We start from the raw sequence: 21,058 nt of genomic DNA on the forward strand, positions 1-21,058 counted from the left end.
GGCATCGCGACGAGCGCCCCTCACTCGGCGGCACGATCGATACGACGTTACTCTCGCCGTGTCGATACCATCACCGTACCGTTCGGTCGAATACGGCGTGCGTAAATGCGGCGCGGCGAACCAAGACACACGCTCCGCCGAACGGGACGGAACAGAATCCGGCACCGATCTGTTCCACTCGACTGTGACGACACAGCAGAACGACGACGGCGACATCGAGATCGAAATCTGGTCCGACGTGGCCTGCCCCTGGTGCTACATCGGAAAGCACCGTTTCCTGTCGGCCCTCGCAGAGTTCGACGGGCGCGACCGGGTGAACGTGGTGTGGCGGTCGTACCAGCTGTCGCCGGACACGCCGGTGGGGGAACGGCGCACCGAGTTGGACGCCCTCGTAGAGGACAAGGGGATGTCGGCGGAGCAGGTCCGTCAGATGTTCGGACACGTTTCGCGGACGGCGGCCGAAGAGGGGCTGCGTCTCGACTTCGACACGGTGATCGCGGCCAACACCTTCGACGCGCACCGGCTGATCCATCTCGCGGGAGACAAGCGAGATGCCGTGGTGGAGGGCCTGTTCAGCGCCCACTTCGGTGACGGGGCCGTGATCGACGACCGCGAGACCCTCGTCGGCATTGCGTCGCGGGCCGGGCTCGACGCCGACACCGTGCGCGCCGAGCTCGCATCCGATGCCGCGGCGGACGCCGTCCGGGCCGATCTCGACACTGCGCGTGCGCTGCAGGTGTCGGCGGTGCCGTTCTTCGTCGCCAACCGCCGCATCGCCGTGTCCGGCGCGCAGCCGAAGGACGTGTTCCTGCAGCTTCTGACACAGGCGACTGCGACGCCCGTGAATTAGCGACGGGCGAAGTACCGGTTCGCCTCGGGCCGGAACATGAGTGCCAGTGCGGCGATCACCGCGACGAGATGCGTGAGTCGGGCGGTCGCGATCACCGCGACGTCGAGCGTCGGACCGGACAGGGCAGCCACCGGGTCGTTGCCCGCCAGCGCCCAGGCGATCGGCTCCGCCACCAGCGACGCGATGCCGAACACCCCGAGGCCGACCGCGAGAGTGCTCCGCGCCCATGCCCTGCCACTGCGGAATCGGGACATGACGAACAGCACCGCGCCGTAGACGACCACACGCACGACGAGTTGTCCGGTGAGGCTGCCGACGTCGGCGTCCGGGCCCTCCAACGCTGTGGACACCTGGGCGATCGCCTCGACCACGCCGGCGAACAGGGCGAGTCCGAGCAGCCAGTAGGCGCGGTCCACCGTCTGCGGGACCGGAGAAGACGTCTGAGTGGTCATGTCTCCATGCTGGTATCGGTGAAGTCGCGGCACATCACCCCGGAGAGTGGCCCGCGACCCCTACCTGGGTACCGACCCGGCCTGCTTGCCAACACCCGGGACGAGGGGCAGATTGAAATGCACGTCGTCGGCAGGGAGGCACTGTGCACGAGCAGACACGAACCGGGGATGCGTGGCCCGCATTGAAGGTGGACGACTGGACGTCCACGAGGGACACCCTGCACATGTGGACGCAGATCGTCGGGAAGATCCGCCTGGCTCACGCACCGTTGATCAATCACTGGTGGCAGGTGCCGCTGTACGTGAGCCCCCGTGGCCTGACCACGTCGACGATTCCGTACGGCACCGGCTGCTTCGACATCGAATTCGACTTCACCGACCAGCAACTGGTGATCCGCACGAGTGCAGGCGCCACGGGGACGGTTGCTCTCGAACCGAAGTCGGTGGCCGATTTCTACGCGGAAACGATGGACACGCTGGCCGAACTGGACGTGACGACGACCATCCTGGCCCGGCCCAATGAGGTGGAGCCTGCCGTGCCGTTCGCGCAGGACACCCAGCACTGCTCGTACGACGGGGAGTCGGTGCAGCAGTTCTGGCGGCAGCTGATCCAGGCGGACCGCGTCCTGCACGAGTTCCGTTCCCATTTCATCGGGAAGGTCAGCCCCGTGCACTTCTTCTGGGGTGCGCTGGACCTGGCCTGCACCCGCTTTTCCGGAAGGACCGCGCCGACTCACCCTGGGGGAGCACCGAACTGCGGCGACTGGGTGATGGTCGAGGGCTACTCACACGAGCTGAGCAGCTGCGGATTCTGGCCGGGCGGCGGCGTCGAGGGCGCGTTCTATGCGTACGCCTACCCGGAACCGGACGGTTTCGCCGACTACCCGGTGGGGCCGGACGGCGCCTTCTACAGCAAGGAGTTCCGGCAGTTTCTGCTGCCGTACGAGACCGTACGCACCGCAGACGATCCCGATGCGGCCCTGCTGAAGTTCCTGCACAGCACGTACGACGCGGCTGCCGAGCGGGGTGCCTGGGACCGGGCCGCCTTGGAGGCGGACCCGGCCCGGTGGGACAAATCCCGTTGACGCCCTGAAAGGGGGGTCAGGCGGCGTTCGCCGAAGCGGGTGCCTGTGCCCGGGTGGTGCGCTCCGTGAGGAACGCGAAGACCAGTCCGAGAACCAGCCACAACGTGGCCTGCGTCGCGAGGGACGACAGGCGGAACTGCCACAGCAGCACTGCGGGGAAGTCGTCGCCCACCTCGTTGACGGTGGGCAGCACGAGGTATCCGACGGTCACCACCACGAGGAAGGCGAGAACCGGCGCCGCGATCCGCACCGACAGGAACTCCTGCGCCGCGACGGCCTTCGCCGCGAAGACGGACGCCACCACCGCGAGCAGGCCCAGCACGACGGCGGCCAGCCACAGCCAGGTGCGCTGGTTGATCGTTTCCGGGTCCCCGACCGCCGGCGGGTTGGCGGGGTACTTGAAGAACGGCACCGCCTCGATGGCCAACCAGCCCAAAGTCGCCAGCGTCAGACCGAGAACCGGACCCGACAGCGTGGTCACCCGGCGTGCGTAATGGGCGACGACGGCGAAGATCGCGCCCAGCGCGAGGCCCGCGAGGGACGTGGCGAGGAACAGCCCGAAGCGCTGTCCGTCGCGGCTGACCAGCGCATCTTCCTCGTCGTGCGAGTGCCCGGCCGGCTCGTCCGCCGCGGTGGCGTCGTGCGTGTGGATCGGCGCTTCCTCGGCGCTGTGCGACTCCTCGATCGCGATGGCCGCGTCGATGTGCGACTCACCGAGGACGAACGCGACGCCACCGGCCAGGATGCCTGCGATGAGGCCGGCGAGCAGACCGCGGATGAGGAGTTTCGTGAAGGAATCGGTCAGTGGCATGGCAGACCCAGGAGGTGGCGCCCGTCATGCATCAGTTCGTGCATGTACATGCCACTGCGCGAAATCGCGCCCTGGTCGAATCCCACGAGGTAGAGAGCGAGCATCGCGAACAGAACGATCGCGAAAGAGATGACGGCGAGACGGGTCGTGTCGACCGACGAGCCGGGTGCGTAGGCGAGTGCCATAGTTCCTCCTGGGATTTCGCGTCCCCTAGGTCCAGGCGATGGCCGCAGTATCTGGCTGTCGAGGTGGTTCCCGTGAAGGACTACTCCGATTTACAGTGGCGCGACCGCTCCGGGATTGCACCGGATTCCTGCCGAACCATCGCTTTGTCCTGCGAACTTTTGCACCCGGCGGGCCGTCGTGTCAATCCTCCCGCTCGGCCGGACTCTCAGCTCTTGTTCGCCGCCGCGACGTCGAGGACGACCTCGAACTCGAGCAGCGAAGCACCGGACGCCACCGGCTTCTTCCGCTCACCCGCGTGGGCTTCCCTGGCCGGACCGTCGCGCCACGCCTCGAATGCCTCTTCGCTGTCCCACTGGGTGACGACGAAGTAGCGGTTCTCGCCCTTCACCGGACGCAGGAGCTGGAATCCGAGGAAGCCGGGAGAGTTCTCCACGGCGTGCGCGCGCGCTGCGAAGCGCTTCTCGAGTTCGGGGCCCGCGCCCTCGGGGATTTCGATTGCGTTGATCTTCACCACTGCCATGCGGGCGAGATTACTCCGCTAGCGTCGGAGGAGTGGCGGGTGAGAGTGCGTTGCACGACGAGGGTGGGGCGGGGCAGCCGATTCTGCTGCTGCACGGGCTGATGGGAAGTTCCCGGACGTGGGTGCGGCAGGTGCCGTGGCTCCGCGAGCACGGCCACGTCTTCACGTTCGACGCCGCCGGACACGGACGTCCCGCACCTGCAGAATTGACCACCGAAGCGTTTGTCGACGACCTGGCCGCCGCGCTCGCCCCCTTCACCGAGCCGTGGGTGGTGATCGGTCATTCGATGGGCGCCCTGCACGCCTGGTTCCTGGCGGCCCAGTACCCGGAGAAGGTCGCGGCGCTCGTGCTCGAAGACATGGCACCCGACTTCCGCGGCCGTACCGCGCAGGACTGGGCGGCGATGATCTCGAACTGGCCGCAGCCGTTCGCGACGCGGGAAGACCTGTTCGAGTTCTTCGGTCCGGTTGCCGGGCAGTACTTCCTGGATTCGTTCGACAAGCGCGCCGACGGGTGGTACCTGCACGGCGACGTCGACACGTTCCGTGACATCTCCGAGGAGTGGGGCGGCAGGCACTTCTGGGACCAGTGGGCGTCGATCACGGTTCCGGCCCTCCTGATCGAGGGGGAGTTCACCATCACCCCCGACGGTCAGATGCGGGCCATGGCGGAGCAGCACGCCGGCGCCCACTACGTCCGCATCGAGCAGGCCGGGCACCTCATCCACGACGACCAGCCGGAGCAGTACCGGAAGGTCGTCGAGGAATTCCTCGACGGGCTCGGCTGAGCCGTTTACGCACACAGCCGCACAGACATTGGTCGGTTGCCGACGCAATTGCGTGGGTTTCCGGCAAATCCGTGGGCGTCTGTGCGGGGTCCTCAGGCCGACTCACTGAAAGGTGTGGCTCCCCTCGAAAAGGGCAGTAACCAACGCCGTCTGGTTACAGAGCCGAGCGCGGAGTGAGCGGCGTCGCTCAGCTTCCCTCGCCGGCCAGGGCGAAGAGGCCGTCGTCAGTCTGCTCGACGAGTCCGTCGACGAGCAGTGAGTGGAGGGCGCGGTCGCGTTGACCGGGGTCGTCGAGCCACACCTGGTCGAGGCGGAGCCGCTCGACGGGGGTGGAACTCTCGCGGAGGACGGCCATCAGCTTGCCGCGGACCTGACGGTCGGTCCCGGCGAACTTCTGGACCTTGCGGCGTTCGCCGGTGTGCGCGGGACGTCCGGCGTCGACCCAGGCGCAGGACGGCAGGGGGCAGAGTTCGCAGCCGGGTGTCCGGGCGGTGCAGACGGTGGCGCCGAGTTCCATCAGGGCGGCGGAGAACGTCGCGGCCCGCGCGCGGGTGCGGGGCAGGAGCGTCGACACGTCGGCGAGGTCGCGGGTGGTCGACGGGTTCCCAGGCTCGGCGTTTCCGTGCACGGCCCGGGCGACCACCCGGCGAACGTTGGTGTCGACGACCGGCACCCGCTGTCCGTAGGCGAAGCACGCGACGGCCCGCGCGGTGTACGCGCCGATGCCGGGCAGCCCGAGGAGGGTGTCGACGTCGTCGGGCACGACGTCGCCGTGCTCGGCGGCCAGCACGCCGGCGCACTCGTGGAGGCGCATTGCTCGACGCGGGTAGCCGAGCTTGCCCCACGCGCGGAGCACGTCGGCCTGACTCGACGCGGCCATCCGGGACGGGACGGGCCAGCGCTGCACCCATTCCTCCCAGATCGGGGCCACCCGGACGACGGGCGTCTGCTGCAGCATGATCTCGCTCATCAGGATGTGCCAGGCCGTCACGCCGTCGCGGCGCCACGGCAGATCCCGGGCCTGTACCTCGTACCAGCTGATCAGCGCGGAGGAGTCAACGGCCACTTCGTCCTCACAAGTCCCTTCGTTCACGGGGGAAACAGAATTTCCGCGGTCGACACATTCCCGTCGCGACGGTGCGACACGCCCGGTGCACAATGATCCCATGCCTAATTCCAACCCGGTGTCCGCGTGGAAGGCCCTTCGACAGGGTAACGACCGATTCGTGAGCGGCACCTCGCTCCATCCCAGCCAGGGCGTCGCCGATCGCGCGAAGCTCGTCGGCGGCCAGCACCCCACGGCCGTCCTGTTCGGATGCGGAGACTCCCGCGTCGCCGCCGAGATCATCTTCGACCAGGGGCTCGGCGACATGTTCGTCGTGCGTACCGCGGGGCACGTGATCGACGATGCCGTGCTCGGGTCCATCGAGTACGCCGTCGGCGTGCTGAACGTGCCGCTCATCGTCGTGCTCGGTCACGACAGCTGCGGTGCCGTCAAGGCGACGCTCGACGCCCTCGACGAGGGCAATGTGCCGCCCGGGTTCATCCGCAGCATCGTGGAACGTGTCGCGCCGTCGATCCTCATGGGACGCCGTGAGGGCCTCACCACCGTCGACGAACTCGAAGGCCGCCACGTGGTGGAGACCGGGGCGCTGCTCATGCAGCGGTCGCGCATCATCGCGGAGAAGGTGGAGAGCGGGGCGTGCGCCATCGCGGGTGTCACGTACAAGCTGTCCGACGGCCGGACTCACCTGCAGGGCGCCGTCGGGGACATCGGTGAGCTCACGGACTGACCGCGACACGCCGCACCCGAAGAGCCGCTGCCGCGCGACGCCGAACTACCGTTGACGTCGTGCTGGAACCGAATGGACCGTTGCCCCCCGAGATTTACTGGCGCCGCAGGGCGCTGGCGATCGGCGGCGCCATCGTCGTGTTGCTGCTCGTGGTGTGGTTGATCAACTCGCTACGTGGTGGTGGTGACTCCGAGACGGATCCGGCGGCAGCGAGTTCGTCGCTGACCACACCCGTGTCGATTTCCCCGACGGCGTCGGGTTCGTCGACGTCCAGTGGTGGGCCGGGCGGTGGCGGCGGTGGCGCCGCAGCCGCCGGCGCGGAGTCCTCGGGCACGTCCGGTTCGTCCAGCAGCGGCGCCTCGAGCAGTTCGGCTCCCAGCGGCCAGCCGGTTGCGGCGGGACAGTGCCCGGACCAGTCGCTGGCCATCAAGGTGGCCGCCGACAAGCCGACGTACCTGGCAGGTGAGGAGCCCAGTTTCACCACGGTCGTCACCAACATCGGTACCGCGGCGTGTGAACGCGATCTGGGCAGCAGCCTGCAGCAGGTCCTCGTCTACACGATCGACGGCGCCGTGCGCCTGTGGTCCAACATCGACTGCTTTCCGCAGTCGGCGGCCGATGTGCGCACCCTCGCCCCCGGCGAGCAGGCCCAGTTCACCGTGAAGTGGTCGGCCAAGACGTCTGCCCCCGACTGCCTGACGCAACCGGAACCCCAGCGCGATCCGGTGGGGCCCGGTGCGTACACCGTGGTGGGCCAGCTCGGTCAGCTCCGCAGCGCGCCCGAGCCGTTCAACCTCAGCTGATCCGCGGTGCGGCGTCGATGCGGGAGCGTCGGTCGAACTCCTTGTCGAGGTCACTGACGTCGGGGGCGGCGAGCAGCGCCGCGAGAAGGATGCGGGCCTGACCCGACCTGAGATCGGTGGAGAACAAAGCGCCCGCCGAGACGAGGTCGTGCCCGCCACCCCCGCCGCCGTACGACGGTGAGGTCGGACCGTGGGGCACCCGCGTGGTGACCACGACGGGAATCCCGGCGGACACGCAGTCCCGGACGGCCTCGACGACGGCGGCGTTCGCGTTCCCGGACCCGAGACAGTCGAGCACCAGTCCCCGGGCACCGGCGGCCCGGCACGCGTCGATCTGGACGCGGTCCGCTCCCGGATAGGCGGCGACGATGTCGACGCGTGTTCCGGAGATCGGATGCCACGGCAGCGGATCGAGACGTCGCGGTGGGATGTCACCGGCCGGCCGGACCGAACGGAACGCGTCGAGCGCCGTCGTGTCCGTCTTGCGCGTGCCCGACGCCCGGTGAAGGGCACCGCCGAACGCGATCAGGACACCCGCGCCGCGCAGGGCGGGGTTCGCTCCCACGGCGATCGCGTCGGCCAGGTTGGCCGGCGCGTCGGACTCCGGGTGGTCGAACGTGCGCTGCGCGCCCGTGAAGACCACCGGCCGCGGGTCGTCGTGGTGGAGGTCGACCAGGTACGCGGTCTCCTCCATGGTGTCGGTTCCGTGGAGCACGACCACCGCGTCGAGATCGGGATCGCCCAGTTCCGCGGTGACGGCGTCGCGGACCCGGTCCATGTCGGCGAATGTGATGCTCGAACTGTCCTTCGACATCAGATCGACGACGCGGAGTTCCGTTCCGGTCCCTGCACTGCCCAGCAGGTCCGGGCCCGCGACCACGGGTCTGCTGACACCGTGCCCGTCCCGCCTGCTGGCGATCGTGCCTCCGGTGGTGACGACGGCGACTTTCGGCACTGTTGTCCTTTCTTGCTACGCGGTGGGGCGGTCCGAGGCGAGGGTGCGGATGCGGTTCCTCGCGCCGTACCAGCCGATCACCAGCAGCGGGGCGATGATCGCGATCGATCCGACTGTCCAGGTTCCGACGGGGTGATCGAATGCCATCAGTATGACGACGCACCCGAGGAAGACCAGGGTCAGGAGTCCGGTGTAGGGGGCGCCGAACATCCGGAATCCGGGCCGGGCGAGTTTCCCTTCCTTCGAGAGTTTCCAGAGTTTCAACTGGCACAACACGATCACGGCCCAGGCGCTGATGATTCCGAGTGCGGCGAGGTTGAGGACGATCTCGAATGCCTGCGCGGGAACGACGGCGTTGAGTCCGACCCCGAGCAGGATGACGAATCCGGTGAGGGCGATGCCGCCGTACGGGACTCCGGACTTGTTCATCCGGGCCGCGAACGAGGGCGCCGATCCGGCCATGGCCATCGAGTGCAGAATTCGGCCGGTGGAGTACAGGCCCGCGTTGAGTGAGGACAGCGCGGCCGTGAGCACCACGAGATTCATGATCGCGTCGGCGCCCTGCACATTGATGGAGCCGAAGAACGTGACGAACGGGCTCTCGCCGGCGTGGTACTCGGTGTAGGGGAGCAGCAGCGACAGCAGCAGGACGGATCCGACGTAGAAGACGAGGATCCGGATGATGACCGTGTTGATCGCCTTCGGGATGACCTTCTGCGGGTTCTTCGTCTCGCCTGCAGTGGTTCCCACGAGTTCGATCGACGCGTAGGCGAAGACGACGCCCTGGATCACCACGACGGCGGGCAGGATTCCGTTGGGGAACAGTCCGCCGTTGTCGGTGATCATGCTGAAGCCCGAGGAGTGGCCTTCGATCGGCGTTCCGAACAGCACGAAGTAGATGCCGAAGCCGAGGAACGCGGCCAGGGCGACGACCTTGATGAGCGCGAACCAGAACTCCAGTTCACCGAACACCTTGACGGACACGAGGTTCAGCCCGAGGACGAGCACGACTGCGGCCAGGGCGAATACCCATTGCTCGACGTTCCCGAGCGGTGCCCAGTACTTCTTGAAGAAGTTCATGTACAGCGCGACGGCGGTGACGTCGACGACCGCCGTCATCGCCCAGTTCATCCAGTACAGCCAGCCCGCGGCGAATGCCATCTTCTCGCCGAAGAACTCCCGCGAGTACGAGACGAACGACCCGGAAGTGGGTCGATGCATCACCAGTTCGCCCAGAGCCCGCAGAATCAGAAAGGCGAAGAACCCGCACAGCGCATAGACGAGGACGAGCGCCGGGCCGGCCTGCTGGAGGCGGCCGCCCGCACCCATGAACAGTCCGGTTCCGATTGCACCGCCGATCGCGATCATCTGGATCTGTCGCGGGCCGAGCGCTTTCCGGTAGCCGAGGTCTTCCTCGACGAAGATGTCCGCGCCGGAGGTGTCGTCCTTCTCGATCGTCACGAGACCACCTCCGCGGCCGCGGTGACGGGTGTCCTGCGCTCCGCACCGGACGCTCTCAGATTGGCGAGGTGCTCGGGGCTGAGGAGCCGGTCGAGTTCTTCGCGGTCGAGCAGGCCCGCCTCGATCACGAGGTCGGCGACCCGGCGGCCGGAGATCAGAGCTTCTTGCGCGATCCGGGTCGACGCGGTGTACCCGATGTACGGGTTGAGCGCGGTGACGAGTCCGATGGAATCCTCGACCCGGGCACGCAGGAGGTCGGTGTTGGCGGTGATGCCGAGTACGCAGCGGTCGGCGAGGATCCGGCAGGCGGCACCGAGGTGGCGCATCCCCTCGGACAGGGAGTGCACGATGATCGGCTCGAACGCGTTGAGCTGGAGCTGCCCGGATTCGGCGGCCATCGTGATGGTGACGTCGTTGCCGATGACCTCGTAGGCCACCTGGTTGAGGACTTCGGGGATGACGGGGTTGACCTTGCCGGGCATGATCGACGAACCGGCTTGTACCGGTGGGAGATTGATCTCGTTCAGGCCCGCGCGCGGCCCCGACGACAGCAGGCGGAGGTCGTTGCACACCTTCGACAACTTGACCGCGATCCGCTTGAGCACGCCCGAGAGGTGGACGAACTGACCGACGTCCTGTGTTGCCTCGACCAGGTCCGTGGCCAGGACGAGGGGGAATCCGGTGAGTTCCCGCAGCGTGTCGCACGCTGCCTCGGCGTAGCCGGCCGGTGCGTTCAGGCCTGTGCCGATCGCGGTGGCGCCGAGATTGATCTCGTGGACGAGGAGAGCGGCCTCGTCGAGGCGGGTGCGGTCCTCGTCGATCATCACCGAGTACGTGGCGAATTCCTGGCCGAGCGTCATCGGCACCGCGTCCTGGAGTTGGGTGCGCCCCATCTTCACGGTGTCGGCGAACTCGACCGCCTTGGTCGCGAAGGCCTCCTGCAGGACGCGCATCGCGTCCAGCAGGTCGTCGATCGCGAAGATCGTCGCGATGTTGACCGCGGTGGGGTAGACGTCGTTGGTCGACTGGCTGAGGTTCACGTGCTCGTTGGGATGGAGTTCGCCGTACTCGCCGCGCCCGTGGCCGAGGATCTCGAGTGCCCGGTTGGCGATCACCTCGTTGGCGTTCATGTTGGTCGACGTCCCGGCGCCGCCCTGGATGACGTCGACGACGAACTGCTCGTGCCAGCGGCCGTCGGCGATCTCCCGGCACGCCTGCCCGATCGCGTCGGCTCGGCGGTGATCGAGGATCCCGAGTTTCTCGTTGGCGGTTGCCGCGGCCCACTTGACGTAGGCGAGCCCGCGAATCAGATACGGGTTGGTGGAGATCGGCCGGCCGGTGATGGGGAAGTTCTCCACGGCCCGCAGCGTGTGGATTCCCCAATAGGAATCCGCAGGCACTTGGCGGTCGCCGAGCAGATCGTGTTCTGTTCGCGTTTCGAGCACTTGATCATTCCTCACGGGGATTCGCGCGAGCCGTTGCTCTGCACGGATGCGGTGGGTGGAGTCTGCTGCTCGAGAGGGTAGTTTCTCGGTCGAGCCACCCGGCTATCCACCTGCCAGGCTGTCAGACAGGTGCAATTGTTACCGCGCTCACTCGCAGGCGTCAACCCCCGCCGGCGTCTCGTATTGACGTTGTCGCCGGGGCGTGAGCAGAATGTCCACATGAACCTGTCAGACAGCTGGGCAGCCAGGCGCCCCGTCACGGCGCGGGTCAGTGCCGCGGAGGCGGTCCTCGCGGACCTTCGTGACGCGATCACGTCCGGCGAGCTGACGGTCGGCGAACGACTTCCCTCCGAAGCGTCCCTCGCGGCCCGGCACGGGGTCAGCCGGTCGGTGATCCGGGAGGCCCTGCGGTCCTGCCATGCGCTCGGACTCACGGAGACGAAGTCGGGGCTCGGCACCTTCGTCGTCAGCGATTCGATCGCCCGCGACCTCGACTTCGGGAACTACGCGGCGAACGAACTCGTCGAGGCCCGACCGCACGTGGAGATTCCCGCCGCCGGCTGGGCGGCGCAGCGGCACACCGAGGAAGACCTGGCCGCCCTGCGCGGCCTGGTCGACCAGATGCGGGACGAGGACGACCCGCTCGTCTGGGTCTCCCTGGACGCGCAGTTCCATGCGCTGATCGCCCGGACGAGCGGAAACCGCGTGTTCGAATCCGTGATCGTCGACATCCGCGAGGCCCTCACCCGGCAGTCCGAAACGCTGAACCTGGTCGCGGGGCGTCAGCAGAACTCGAACGACGAGCACGACCGGATCGTCGACGGCATCGCCTCCCGAAGCTACGACAAGGCGGCCCACGCCATGGCCGAACATCTGGATGCCGTCCGCGTCGCACTGGAATCCGTGGTCGGAGAAGCCGATCCGGATGATCGACAGTAAGGAAGAAAACCATTCTCACAGCGATTCCCCTCGACGCTCGGTACGCGAGGTCGTGGCTACTGGTCTCTGCCTCGCGGACCGAGGATTTCGACCTCGCCGACCGGAGTGACGCCGACGCCGTCATCCTCGACCTCGAGGACGGCGTCGTCACCGCCGAACGACCCGATGCCCGGCGGTCCGTCGCCGAGTGGCTGTCGGGTGACGGCGCTGCGTGGGTCCGGATCAATGCCGCGACCACCGAGGACTGGTCGGCCGACGTGGACGCGCTCCGGGGACTTCCCGGACTGCAGGGCGTCATGCTGGCGAAAAGTGAATCCGGGCAACAGGTCCGGGACACGTCCGCCCGGCTCGGTGCGTCCGTTCCCGTGCTGGCGCTCGTCGAGTCCGCGCGTGGAATCGAGTTCGCATACGAGATCGCGTCCGAACCCGCTACGCTGCGACTGGCGTTCGGCAGTGGCGATTTCCGGCGCGACACGGGCGCCGGCGCGGAACCGGACGCACTCGCGTACGCCCGGGGACGCCTCGTCGTCGCGAGCGGCGCCGCCGGAATCGCGGCACCGATCGACGGACCCACGCTGGCAGACGATCACGACACCCGGGTCGAGGCTCTGGCCGTCACGCGGTCGATGGGGATGTCCGGCAAGCTCTGCATGAAGGCCGCGCACACCGGCGACGTCAACCGCGAGTTGAGCCCGTCGGCCGCCGACGCGGCATGGGCCGACGAGGTGATCGACCGGCTGGGTGTCGACGGTGCGGGTGTCCGAAGTGGCAGCGACCGTCCGCAACTCGCGCGGGCGCTGACCATTCGCACCCGGCTGGACGCGCTGCGGCTGTCGTACTAGTCGTACGGCCCGGAGATCGACGTCTCGGCGAGCCGGGACAGTCCCTCGCGGATGTGCCGGGCCCACAGCCCGCCGATGCCCTCCACCGACTGCAGGTCGGCGGCCGTCGCGGCCAGCAGTGACTGCAGCGTCCCGAACGAGCCGACCAATCGGTGAATCTGGTTGAACTGCAACCGCGGAACGCGGGTGAGCACCCGGTAGCCGCGGGGACTCATCGGCGCCTCGAGAGCCTCGATGGTGCCCGGGTACCCGAACGCCCGGGCCAACGTCGTGAGGTCGAGAAGGTCTGCGTCCGTGATGCGGTCGAGCGCGGTGAGAGACTTCTCGACGTCTTCGGCGGGCGCCGGGCCGGTGCCCGCCAGGTAGTCGCGCACGATGAGTTCCCGCGCCACGTCGTTGTCGCCGACGAGTTCCTCGAGCTGCAGTGCGAGCTGACGCCCGTCCGTACCGAGTTCGAGTACGTCCTGCTCGATCTCGACGGACACCCGGCGCACCATCTCCAGTCGCTGCACCACGGTCAGCGCGTCGCGGAGGGTGACGAAATCCTCGATCTCCACCACCGACAGCTGCCGGGTCACCTCGTCGAGCCGCGCCTTGTACCGCTCGAGGGTGGCCACCGCCTGATTGGCGCGCGACAGGATCGTGGCGGAACCGTCGATGACGTGCCGGATGCCGCCGACGTACACGCTGACGATGCTCATCGACTGGCTCACCGACACCACCGGGTAGCCGGTCTGCATAGCCGTCCGCTCGGCCGCGCGGTGGCGTGTGCCGGACTCGACGGTCGGGATCTTGTGGTCGGGAACGAGCTGCACGTTGGCCCGCACGATGCGGGAGCCGTCGGTGGACAGGACGACGGCGCCGTCCATCTTCGACAGCTCACGCAGGCGGGTGGGGGCGAACTCCACGTCGAGCTCGAAGCCGCCGTCGCAGATCTCTTCCATCTGCTCGTCGTAGCCGAGGACGATCAGCGCACCCGTGCGACCGCGCAGAATGCGTTCCAGGCCGTCGCGAAGTGCCGTTCCGGGAGCCAGCCGGGCAATCGTTTCGCGCAGCGCAGACGACGACTCGGCATCGTTCATCGCGCAATACTCCCGCTGAGGTAGACGTCACTTGTCGGGGACCGTCGTGTAAACACGTGCGGACCCGCGTTTAGATTACCTATCCATGAGTGGTACCTGGACTTTGCCCGACGACCTGACCCTTCCGGAGCTGGTCGACAGCTTTCCCGCCGCAGGTCAGCCGGTGCCACAGCACTGGTCCCGGTGCTTCGGGTGCGGCGACCAGTCGCCCGCGGGCATGTCCATGAGCTTCACGGCCGGCCGGGCTCTCGACGTGTGGGGGCGGCTCGAGGTGGCCACCCGCTACCAGGGCGGTCCGGGAGTGATCCACGGCGGCATCCTCTCGACGGCGTTCGACGAGGCGCAGGGCATGGCCTGCCGCGCCTCCGTCGACGGTCCGGTGGTCACGGGTCATCTCGAGATCGACTTCGCCCGGCCGATCCCGCTGGGGTCCGTTCTCGAATTCCACGCCCGGATCGACGGCACCATCCGCCGCAAGGTGTACACGAGCGCCGAGGCGCGCATCGTCGAGGGACCGACGGCCGACCCCGACGTGGTGGTGGCGACGTCGCGGGGGTTGTTCCTCACCGTCACGGCCGCGCACTTCGAGAAGACCAAGGATTACGTGGACGGCGTTCCGGAGCGGCCGTTCGGCACCTCGTCGATCTGAGCGTCACCGCAGCGACGCTTGCCGATCTGCCCGTCACCGCAGCGACGCTATGGCGCCGCCGAGGTTCCCGACCTCGGTGACCTTCATCCCCTTCGGTCCCGCCCCGGAGTCGAGGGGCACGATGGCGCGGGTGAATCCGAGGCGGTACGCCTCCGCGAGCCGGCGTCCGACGCCGGGAACCCGCCGCACCTCGCCGGCCAGCCCGACCTCGCCGAGGATCACGATCCCGTCCGGAACAGGCTTGTCCCGGGCGGCCGACGCGACGGCGAGGGCCAGCGCCAGATCGGCGGACGGTTCGGTCATCCGCATGCCGCCGACGGTGGCCGCGTAGACGTCGTGTTTCGCGATCTGCACGCCGCACCGGCGGTCGAGCACGGCCAGGACCATGGCGACGCGGGCACTGTCGAGGCCGCTGACGGCGCGCCGGGGTGCCGGCATGGAGGTGGCGGCCACGAGGGCCTGCACCTCGCCCAGGAGGGGCCGCTTGCCGTCCATCATGACGGTGACGGCGGTTCCGGGGACGGCCTCGGCGCGGTGGTGGAGGAACAGTCCGGACGGGTCGCTGATGCCGGCGATGCCGTCTTCGCGCAGTTCGAAGCAGCCGACCTCGTCGGCGGCGCCGAAACGGTTCTTGACGCCGCGCACCATCCGCAGCGTGGAGTGTTTGTCGCCCTCGAAGTGCAGCACCACGTCGACGAGGTGCTCGAGCGACCGCGGACCTGCGACCGCGCCGTCCTTGGTGACGTGGCCGATGAGGAGCACCGGCACGCCGCTGGCCTTCGCGAGGGACGTGAGGGCGCTGGTGACGGCCTTCACCTGGGTGACGCCGCCGACCACGCCGTCGACGTCCGCGGCGAGCATGGTCTGCACGGAGTCGACGATCAGCAAGGTGGGACGCACCTGCTCGACGTGTCCGAGGATGGTCGCCAGATCGGATTCGGCGGCGAGGTAGACGCGCTCGTGGACGGCGCCGGTGCGGTCGGCCCGGAGCCGCACCTGCCCGGCGGATTCCTCACCGGTGACGTAGAGGGACCGGTCGTCCGGGCCGCGCCGGGCCCACTGGTGGACGACCTCGAGGAGCAGAGTGGACTTGCCGACGCCGGGTTCACCGGCGAGGAGGACGACGGAACCGGGCACGACGCCGCCGCCGAGAACCCGGTCGAGTTCGTCGATGCCGGTGGGCTTGGCGCGGGTGGACGTGCTGTCGATCCGCGTGATCGGAGTGGCGGGGGTGGACGGAAGTACCGCTCCCGCTCCGGCTTTCGCGAGGGAGGCGCCGGGGCGGCTCGCGACCGCCGCCACGATCGGGGCCTCGTCCATCGATCCCCAGCTACCGCACTCGGGGCACCGGCCGACCCATTTGGGAACCGTGCACTGGCACGACGAGCAACGGAAGCTGGACTTGAGTTTGGCCACCGGGCCAGCCTAGATATCGGGTCCGACAGCGAACCCGATCCGGCTGCCTAGTGTCCGCCGCCCTCGGCTTCGGTGCCCGCCGACTTGTCGGACACGTGGCGCTCGGTCTCGTGGCCCGCGTCGACGGGAACGGACACGGTGACGTCGCCGGCCTTCTCGAACGCGAACGTGACGGGGAAGGTGAGGCCCGGGCGGACGCCTTCCTTGAGGTTGTTCAGTGTGACGAGGACGACGTCGGTCGGGGCGTCGGCGTTCTCGTCCGTCTGACCCGTGGCCTCGGCGCTCTCGGCGGCGTCCTCGCCCGGCAGGCCGGCGACGAGCGCGGTCTGCGGCGCGATCTCCAGTCCGCCCGTCTTGTCGCCGAGGGTGACGGACTGTGCGAAGTCGGTGCTGATCCGGGTCAGCTTGTCCGGGGTGTCTTCGTTGTTGTTGATCGCGGTGAACGCGAGGACGGCGTTGCCGCCCGGCTCGAGGCTGTACTCGGCGGAGTTGGGGTAGACCACGTGCACGTTGCGCAGGGCGATCGAATCGAGGTTCGCGCTGTTGCCGTTGACTGCGGCGACCTGACTCGACGTCTGGGTGATCTGGCCCGCACTGCATGCGGACAGCACGAGGGCTGCGCCGGCAGCGAGAGCGACGGCGGTAGCGACTCGGCGAGTCGACTTGTCGAGAGCAGTCACGAGTTGTCCTCCGGTGTCAGGTTCGCACTTCAACTAGGCAGAGTAGTAGTTCGCCCGCGTGGCCTGCTCGCTGGGTAGTCACAATGGTTGTCTGCGTGCGGTTTCGGCGCTGGAGAACCGCCCGATCGGGGTGTCCGGAATGCACGTATCAGAAGCCCTGTCAACCCCTACGGTCAGGCAACGATGCCCCTGACCTGCACCGTTGATGCGACCTGGATCCGGACACGTGTTAAACTCGGATGATCGAAAGGGGCACGGGACAGATGATTTTTAAGGTCGGAGACACCGTCGTATACCCCCATCACGGTGCGGCGCTGATCGAAGCTATTGAAACCCGCACCATCAAGGGTGAGCAGAAGGAATATCTCGTTCTCAAGGTTGCTCAGGGCGATCTCACCGTACGGGTTCCCGCAGACAACGCAGAGTACGTAGGCGTACGCGACGTCGTCGGCCAGGAAGGTCTCGACAAGGTCTTCCAGGTACTGCGGGCACCGCACACCGAAGAGCCCACCAACTGGTCACGCCGCTACAAGGCGAATCTCGAAAAGCTCGCGTCAGGTGACGTCAACAAGGTCGCCGAGGTCGTTCGTGACCTGTGGCGTCGTGAGCAGGACCGCGGTCTGTCCGCGGGAGAGAAGCGCATGCTCGCGAAGGCACGGCAGATTCTTGTCGGCGAGCTCGCACTGGCCGAAGGTACCGACAGCGACAAGGCCGAGACCATCCTCGACGAGGTCCTCGCGGCCGCGTCCTAGACAGTCGCGATCAGTGGCCGAGGGAAAAGGTCCTGTAGTCGCGCTGGTTCCCGCCGCAGGTCAGGGAGTGCGTTTGGGCGAAAACACGCCCAAGGCATTCGTTGATCTGGGCGGGACGACCATGCTTGCACGCGCGGTCGACGGGCTCCTGCAGTCGGGGGCTGTCGACCGCGTCGTCGTCATAGTTCCGGAGGAGCTCGTCGAGTCGACGCGGACCCTCCTCCCAGGGAACGTCACCGTCGTGGCCGGTGGAAGCGAGCGGACCGATTCGGTCCGGGCCGGACTCGCAGCCGCCGACGATGCCGACTATGTGCTGGTGCACGACGCAGCCCGTGCGCTCACGCCGCCGTCGCTCATTTCCCGAGTGGTTGCCGAGCTCCGGTGCGGACGCAACGCGGTCATCCCCGTCCTCCCCGTGACGGACACCATCAAGACCGTCGACGTTCTCGGCGCGGTCACCGGCACCCCCGAACGGTCCGAACTGCGCGCCGTGCAGACTCCGCAGGGCTTCACCGCGGACCTGCTCCGGCGCGCCTACGACGCCGCCGACGGCATCGCCACCGACGACGCCGGACTCGTGGAGCGGCTCGGCGAACGGGTCCGCAGCATCGTCGGAGAACCCACAGCATTCAAGATCACCACCCCGCTGGACCTCCTGCTGGCCCGCGCGCTGGTGGAAGAGGGAGCGCACTAGTGCGAGTCGGAATCGGGACGGACGTCCACCCGATCGAGCAGGGACGGCCGTGCTGGATGGCCGGCCTGCTGTTCGAGGACGAGAACGGCTGTGCGGGTCATTCCGACGGTGACGTGGCCGTTCACGCCCTGTGTGACGCTCTGCTCTCCGCCGCCGGACTCGGTGACCTCGGCTCCGTCTTCGGAACCGGGCGGCCCGAGTGGTCCGGGGTGAGCGGCGCCGCGATGCTCGCGGAAGTGCGCCGACTCCTCGAAGAGGACGACTTCGACGTCGCCAACGCCGCGGTCCAGGTGATCGGGAACCGCCCGAAGATCGGCCCCCGCCGAAACGAGGCCCAGAAGGTGCTGAGCGACATCCTGGGCGCGCCGGTTTCGGTGTCTGCGACCACCACGGACGGGCTCGGCCTCACCGGTCGGGGCGAGGGGATCGCCGCCATGGCCACCGCGTTGGTCATTCCCGGTCGAAGCGCCAGGTAGGATCGCTGGTCGTGACCCTGCGCCTATTCGACACCGAGACGCGGGCCTTGCGTGACTTCGTTCCGCTGGCCCCCGGACACGCATCGGTGTACCTGTGTGGCGCCACGGTGCAGGGCGACCCCCATATCGGTCACGTACGCAGCGGCGTCGCATTCGACGTGCTGCGGCGCTGGTTGCTCGCCCACGACTACGACGTGGCGTTCGTCCGCAACGTCACCGACATCGAAGACAAGATCCTGAACAAGGCCGCCGAGGCAGGCAGGCCGTGGTGGGAGTGGGCCGCCACGTTCGAGCGGGCGTTCACGTGGGCGTACCAGCAACTCGGTGTGCTGCCGCCGTCCGTCGAACCGCGGGCCACCGGGCACATCACGCAGATGGTCGAGATGATGCAGCGCCTCATCGACAACGGCCACGCGTACGCGGCAGGCGGTGACGTCTACTTCGACGTCCGCAGCTACCCCCAGTACGGCAGCCTGTCCGGGCACAAACTCGACGACGTGCACCAGGGCGAGAGCGCCGGGGAATGCAAGCGCGATCCCCGCGACTTCACGCTGTGGAAGGCGGAGAAGCCGGGTGAGCCGTCGTGGCCGACGCCGTGGGGCCGCGGCCGGCCGGGCTGGCACCTCGAGTGCTCCGCGATGGCCGAGTTCTATCTCGGGGCGGCGTTCGACATCCACTGCGGTGGCCTGGACCTGGTGTTCCCGCATCACGAGAACGAGATCGCGCAGGCCAAGTGCTCGGGCGACGCCTTCGCGCAGTACTGGTTGCACAACGGCTGGGTCACCATGGGTGGCGAGAAGATGTCGAAGTCGCTCGGCAACGTTCTGTCCGTGCCGAACGTGCTGAAAAAGGTTCGACCGCAAGAACTTCGGTACTACCTGGGCAGCGCCCACTACCGGTCGATGCTCGAGTACTCCGACACCGCGCTCGACGAGGGTGCCGCCGCGTACCGGCGCATCGAATCGTTCGTTCTCCGCACGCAGGAGCGGGCCGGTGAGGTGCCGATCGGTCGCTGGACGGAGGCGTTCGCGCGGGCGCTCGACGACGACCTCGCCGTCCCGGCCGCGCTCGCCGAGGTGCACGGCAAGGTCCGCGAGGGCAACATCGCGCTCGACGGCGGAGATCTCGACGGTGCGCGAGCGATCGCGTCGCAGGTTCGGGCCATGCTGTCGATCCTCGGCGTTGACCCGCTGGACGAGCATTGGACTCAGGAGACCGCGGATGCGTCCGCGGCAACCGATGCCCTGGACGTTCTGGTCCGGGCCGAACTCGAGCGCAGGCAGAGTGCCCGCGCCGAGAAGAACTGGGCTGTGGCCGACGAGGTGCGTGACCGTCTCATCCGGGCGGGCATCGAGGTCACCGATACCCCCAACGGGCCCGAGTGGTCTCTCAAGGCAGGACAGTAGTAATGGCTGGAAATTCGAGTAGGCGCGGAGCCATCCGCAAGGCCGGTACGAAGAAGGGGCAGGTCGCCGGTTCCGGCGGCCAGCGCCGCAAGGGGCTGGAAGGGCGCGGTGCCACGCCGCCCGCGGAGGCCCGCACCAAGCACCCCGCCGCCAAGCGTGCCGCCCGCACGGCACGCGACGCCGAGAAGCAGCCCGGCCGCGGTCGTCAGACCGCAGGTCGCAAGGTTCTCGACGGTCCCGAGAACGTGCTGGGGCGTAACCCCGTCGTGGAGTGCCTGCGTGCCGGTGTCCCCGCGACCGCCCTGTACGTCGCGGTCGGGACCGAGAGCGACGACCGCCTGAAGGAATCCGTCCAGCGTGCGGCCGACGCAGGCATCTCCATTCTCGAGGTTCCCCGGACCGATCTCGACAGGCTCAGCGCCAACGGCATGCACCAGGGCATCGCGTTGCAGGTGCCGCCGTACCGCTACGCGCACCCCGACGACCTGATCGCCGAAGCGCGCAAGCATCAGGAGGCGCCGCTGCTCGTGGCGCTCGACAACATCACCGACCCCCGCAACCTCGGTGCCGTCGTGCGTTCGGTGGCCGCGTTCGGTGGGCACGGCGTGGTCATCCCCGAGCGTCGCAGTGCGTCGGTCACGGCGGTGGCGTGGCGCACCAGTGCCGGCGCCGCAGCGCGTCTGCCGATCGCCCGCGCAACCAATCTCACTCGCACGCTGAAGGATTGGGCGTCCAAGGGTGTTCAGGTGGTCGGCCTCGACGCGGGTGGCGACACCACGCTCGACGAGTTCGACGGCAGCGGTCCGGTGGTCGTCGTGGTCGGCTCGGAGGGCAAGGGGCTGTCGCGTCTCGTCCGCGAGAACTGCGACGCCATCCTCAGCATCCCGATGGCAGGCCCCGTCGAATCGCTCAACGCGTCCGTTGCCGCGGGTGTCGTGCTCGCCGACATCGCCCGTCGTCGCCGGAGCTAGGT

General features: G+C 68.1%; 24 protein-coding genes and 1 riboswitch. Of the genes, 13 read left to right on the forward strand and 11 right to left on the reverse strand.

From position 1 onward, the window contains the following. The first annotated feature begins 184 nt into the window (after positions 1 to 184). A complete protein-coding gene (locus tag RJ1_RS21400; RefSeq protein ID WP_073363769.1) occupies positions 185 to 850 on the forward strand; it encodes a DsbA family oxidoreductase in 666 nt (221 codons plus the stop codon). Here RJ1_RS21400 and RJ1_RS21405 read toward each other — a convergent pair. Beyond that, positions 847 to 1,302: a hypothetical protein gene (locus tag RJ1_RS21405; protein ID WP_073363712.1), complete on the reverse strand. Its 456-nt coding sequence runs from the start codon at positions 1,300 to 1,302 to the stop codon at positions 847 to 849. The two genes, RJ1_RS21400 and RJ1_RS21405, sit on opposite strands and share 4 nt — an antisense overlap. A 143-nt stretch (positions 1,303 to 1,445) precedes the next feature. Here RJ1_RS21405 and RJ1_RS21410 point away from each other — a divergent pair, with 143 nt between their 5' ends. Further along, a complete protein-coding gene (locus tag RJ1_RS21410) occupies positions 1,446 to 2,387 on the forward strand; it encodes a DUF5996 family protein (RefSeq protein WP_073363714.1) in 942 nt (313 codons plus the stop codon). Between the two features lie 16 nt (positions 2,388 to 2,403). On the opposite strand, the gene RJ1_RS21415 is transcribed toward RJ1_RS21410, so the two are convergent. The 3 genes from RJ1_RS21415 to RJ1_RS21425 form a co-directional block, all read right to left on the reverse strand. Beyond that, positions 2,404 to 3,198 carry a CbtA family protein gene (locus RJ1_RS21415; RefSeq protein WP_073363716.1) on the reverse strand — a complete coding sequence of 265 codons (795 nt, stop codon included), beginning with the start codon at positions 3,196 to 3,198 and terminating at the stop codon, positions 2,404 to 2,406. Then, the gene (locus tag RJ1_RS21420) at positions 3,189 to 3,383 is read right to left on the reverse strand and encodes a CbtB domain-containing protein (protein WP_005244930.1); all 195 of its coding nucleotides are present in this window, start codon (positions 3,381 to 3,383) and stop codon (positions 3,189 to 3,191) included. The genes RJ1_RS21415 and RJ1_RS21420 overlap by 10 nt, the downstream gene beginning before the upstream one ends. Positions 3,384 to 3,406: 23 nt before the next feature. Next, positions 3,407 to 3,539: riboswitch (cobalamin riboswitch) on the reverse strand. Between the two features lie 50 nt (positions 3,540 to 3,589). After that, complete coding sequence (locus RJ1_RS21425) at positions 3,590 to 3,904, reverse strand: antibiotic biosynthesis monooxygenase family protein (protein ID WP_073363718.1); 315 nt, start codon at positions 3,902 to 3,904, stop codon at positions 3,590 to 3,592. Positions 3,905 to 3,936: 32 nt separating this feature from the next. On the opposite strand from RJ1_RS21425, the gene RJ1_RS21430 reads away from it, so the two are divergent. Next, a complete protein-coding gene (locus RJ1_RS21430; protein WP_073363720.1) occupies positions 3,937 to 4,692 on the forward strand; it encodes an alpha/beta fold hydrolase in 756 nt (251 codons plus the stop codon). A 187-nt stretch (positions 4,693 to 4,879) separates the two neighbouring features. Here RJ1_RS21430 and RJ1_RS21435 read toward each other — a convergent pair whose 3' ends face one another. Continuing rightward, the gene (locus RJ1_RS21435; RefSeq protein WP_073363722.1) at positions 4,880 to 5,758 is read right to left on the reverse strand and encodes an HhH-GPD family protein; all 879 of its coding nucleotides are present in this window, start codon (positions 5,756 to 5,758) and stop codon (positions 4,880 to 4,882) included. 100 nt (positions 5,759 to 5,858) lie between these two features. Here RJ1_RS21435 and RJ1_RS21440 point away from each other — a divergent pair, with 100 nt between their 5' ends. Both RJ1_RS21440 and RJ1_RS21445 read left to right on the forward strand, forming a co-directional pair. After that, the gene (locus tag RJ1_RS21440; protein ID WP_073363724.1) at positions 5,859 to 6,485 is read left to right on the forward strand and encodes a carbonic anhydrase; all 627 of its coding nucleotides are present in this window, start codon (positions 5,859 to 5,861) and stop codon (positions 6,483 to 6,485) included. A 59-nt stretch (positions 6,486 to 6,544) separates the two neighbouring features. Further along, entirely contained in the window at positions 6,545 to 7,288 is a 744-nt protein-coding gene (locus RJ1_RS21445; protein WP_073363726.1) for a hypothetical protein, read from the forward strand. Here RJ1_RS21445 and RJ1_RS21450 read toward each other — a convergent pair. The 3 genes from RJ1_RS21450 to RJ1_RS21460 are packed head-to-tail and all read right to left on the reverse strand — an operon-like array spanning position 7,281 to position 11,149. Further along, positions 7,281 to 8,243, reverse strand: coding sequence for an asparaginase (locus RJ1_RS21450; protein ID WP_073363728.1), 963 nt, complete (start codon positions 8,241 to 8,243; stop codon positions 7,281 to 7,283). The genes RJ1_RS21445 and RJ1_RS21450 overlap by 8 nt on opposite strands. 15 nt (positions 8,244 to 8,258) lie before the next feature. Then, positions 8,259 to 9,704, reverse strand: a complete 1,446-nt coding sequence (locus RJ1_RS21455; RefSeq protein ID WP_073363730.1) for an amino acid permease — start codon at positions 9,702 to 9,704, stop codon at positions 8,259 to 8,261. After that, positions 9,701 to 11,149 carry an aspartate ammonia-lyase gene (locus RJ1_RS21460; protein WP_073363732.1) on the reverse strand — a complete coding sequence of 483 codons (1,449 nt, stop codon included), beginning with the start codon at positions 11,147 to 11,149 and terminating at the stop codon, positions 9,701 to 9,703. Before RJ1_RS21460 ends, RJ1_RS21455 begins: the two co-directional genes overlap by 4 nt. Positions 11,150 to 11,368: 219 nt before the next feature. Here RJ1_RS21460 and RJ1_RS21465 point away from each other — a divergent pair, with 219 nt between their 5' ends. Together RJ1_RS21465 and RJ1_RS21470 are read left to right on the forward strand one after the other, a co-directional pair. Then, positions 11,369 to 12,088, forward strand: coding sequence for a FadR/GntR family transcriptional regulator (locus RJ1_RS21465; protein WP_073363734.1), 720 nt, complete (start codon positions 11,369 to 11,371; stop codon positions 12,086 to 12,088). Between the two features lie 11 nt (positions 12,089 to 12,099). Beyond that, positions 12,100 to 12,930, forward strand: a complete 831-nt coding sequence (locus RJ1_RS21470; protein ID WP_073363736.1) for an HpcH/HpaI aldolase/citrate lyase family protein — start codon at positions 12,100 to 12,102, stop codon at positions 12,928 to 12,930. Here RJ1_RS21470 and disA read toward each other — a convergent pair. Then, positions 12,927 to 14,012, reverse strand: coding sequence for a DNA integrity scanning diadenylate cyclase DisA (gene disA / locus RJ1_RS21475; protein WP_073363738.1), 1,086 nt, complete (start codon positions 14,010 to 14,012; stop codon positions 12,927 to 12,929). The two genes, RJ1_RS21470 and disA, sit on opposite strands and share 4 nt — an antisense overlap. Before the next feature lie 85 nt (positions 14,013 to 14,097). Between disA and RJ1_RS21480 the strand changes: the two genes are divergently transcribed. After that, positions 14,098 to 14,661 (forward strand): PaaI family thioesterase, encoded by a 564-nt coding sequence (locus RJ1_RS21480; RefSeq protein WP_073363739.1) that lies wholly within the window; start codon positions 14,098 to 14,100, stop codon positions 14,659 to 14,661. A 33-nt stretch (positions 14,662 to 14,694) separates the two neighbouring features. On the opposite strand, the gene radA is transcribed toward RJ1_RS21480, so the two are convergent. After that, on the reverse strand, positions 14,695 to 16,077 hold the full coding sequence (gene radA / locus RJ1_RS21485) for a DNA repair protein RadA (RefSeq protein WP_073363741.1): 1,383 nt from the start codon (positions 16,075 to 16,077) through the stop codon (positions 14,695 to 14,697). A 47-nt stretch (positions 16,078 to 16,124) separates the two neighbouring features. Further along, a complete protein-coding gene (locus RJ1_RS21490; RefSeq protein ID WP_073363743.1) occupies positions 16,125 to 16,757 on the reverse strand; it encodes a copper chaperone PCu(A)C domain-containing protein in 633 nt (210 codons plus the stop codon). Between the two features lie 263 nt (positions 16,758 to 17,020). On the opposite strand from RJ1_RS21490, the gene carD reads away from it, so the two are divergent. Genes carD through rlmB form a run of 5 tightly spaced genes read left to right on the forward strand, consistent with a single transcriptional unit; the run spans position 17,021 to position 21,056 of the window. After that, entirely contained in the window at positions 17,021 to 17,509 is a 489-nt protein-coding gene (carD, locus tag RJ1_RS21495) for an RNA polymerase-binding transcription factor CarD (protein ID WP_005262216.1), read from the forward strand. A gap of 13 nt (positions 17,510 to 17,522) precedes the next feature. Beyond that, the gene (gene ispD / locus RJ1_RS21500) at positions 17,523 to 18,203 is read left to right on the forward strand and encodes a 2-C-methyl-D-erythritol 4-phosphate cytidylyltransferase (RefSeq protein WP_073363745.1); all 681 of its coding nucleotides are present in this window, start codon (positions 17,523 to 17,525) and stop codon (positions 18,201 to 18,203) included. Continuing rightward, positions 18,203 to 18,679: a 2-C-methyl-D-erythritol 2,4-cyclodiphosphate synthase gene (gene ispF, locus RJ1_RS21505; RefSeq protein ID WP_009477526.1), complete on the forward strand. Its 477-nt coding sequence runs from the start codon at positions 18,203 to 18,205 to the stop codon at positions 18,677 to 18,679. The genes ispD and ispF overlap by 1 nt, the downstream gene beginning before the upstream one ends. Before the next feature lie 11 nt (positions 18,680 to 18,690). After that, on the forward strand, positions 18,691 to 20,085 hold the full coding sequence (gene cysS, locus RJ1_RS21510; protein WP_073363746.1) for a cysteine--tRNA ligase: 1,395 nt from the start codon (positions 18,691 to 18,693) through the stop codon (positions 20,083 to 20,085). Positions 20,086 to 20,087: 2 nt separating this feature from the next. Continuing rightward, positions 20,088 to 21,056 carry a 23S rRNA (guanosine(2251)-2'-O)-methyltransferase RlmB gene (gene rlmB / locus RJ1_RS21515; protein ID WP_073363748.1) on the forward strand — a complete coding sequence of 323 codons (969 nt, stop codon included), beginning with the start codon at positions 20,088 to 20,090 and terminating at the stop codon, positions 21,054 to 21,056. The last annotated feature ends 2 nt before the right edge of the window (positions 21,057 to 21,058 follow it).

Origin of the sequence: Rhodococcus jostii NBRC 16295, from assembly GCF_001894825.1 — a bacterium.
Lineage (GTDB): Bacteria > Actinomycetota > Actinomycetes > Mycobacteriales > Mycobacteriaceae > Rhodococcus_F > Rhodococcus_F jostii.

Coding starts and splice junctions, on each gene's coding strand:
- RJ1_RS21405 (WP_073363712.1), bottom strand. CDS start 1,302: ATGACCACTCAGACGTCTTCTCCGGTCCCGCAGACGGTGGACCGCGCC.
- RJ1_RS21415 (WP_073363716.1), bottom strand. CDS start 3,198: ATGCCACTGACCGATTCCTTCACGAAACTCCTCATCCGCGGTCTGCTC.
- RJ1_RS21420 (WP_005244930.1), bottom strand. CDS start 3,383: ATGGCACTCGCCTACGCACCCGGCTCGTCGGTCGACACGACCCGTCTC.
- RJ1_RS21425 (WP_073363718.1), bottom strand. CDS start 3,904: ATGGCAGTGGTGAAGATCAACGCAATCGAAATCCCCGAGGGCGCGGGC.
- RJ1_RS21440 (WP_073363724.1), top strand. CDS start 5,859: ATGCCTAATTCCAACCCGGTGTCCGCGTGGAAGGCCCTTCGACAGGGT.
- RJ1_RS21465 (WP_073363734.1), top strand. CDS start 11,369: ATGAACCTGTCAGACAGCTGGGCAGCCAGGCGCCCCGTCACGGCGCGG.
- disA (WP_073363738.1), bottom strand. CDS start 14,012: ATGAACGATGCCGAGTCGTCGTCTGCGCTGCGCGAAACGATTGCCCGG.
- RJ1_RS21480 (WP_073363739.1), top strand. CDS start 14,098: ATGAGTGGTACCTGGACTTTGCCCGACGACCTGACCCTTCCGGAGCTG.
- carD (WP_005262216.1), top strand. CDS start 17,021: ATGATTTTTAAGGTCGGAGACACCGTCGTATACCCCCATCACGGTGCG.
- rlmB (WP_073363748.1), top strand. CDS start 20,088: ATGGCTGGAAATTCGAGTAGGCGCGGAGCCATCCGCAAGGCCGGTACG.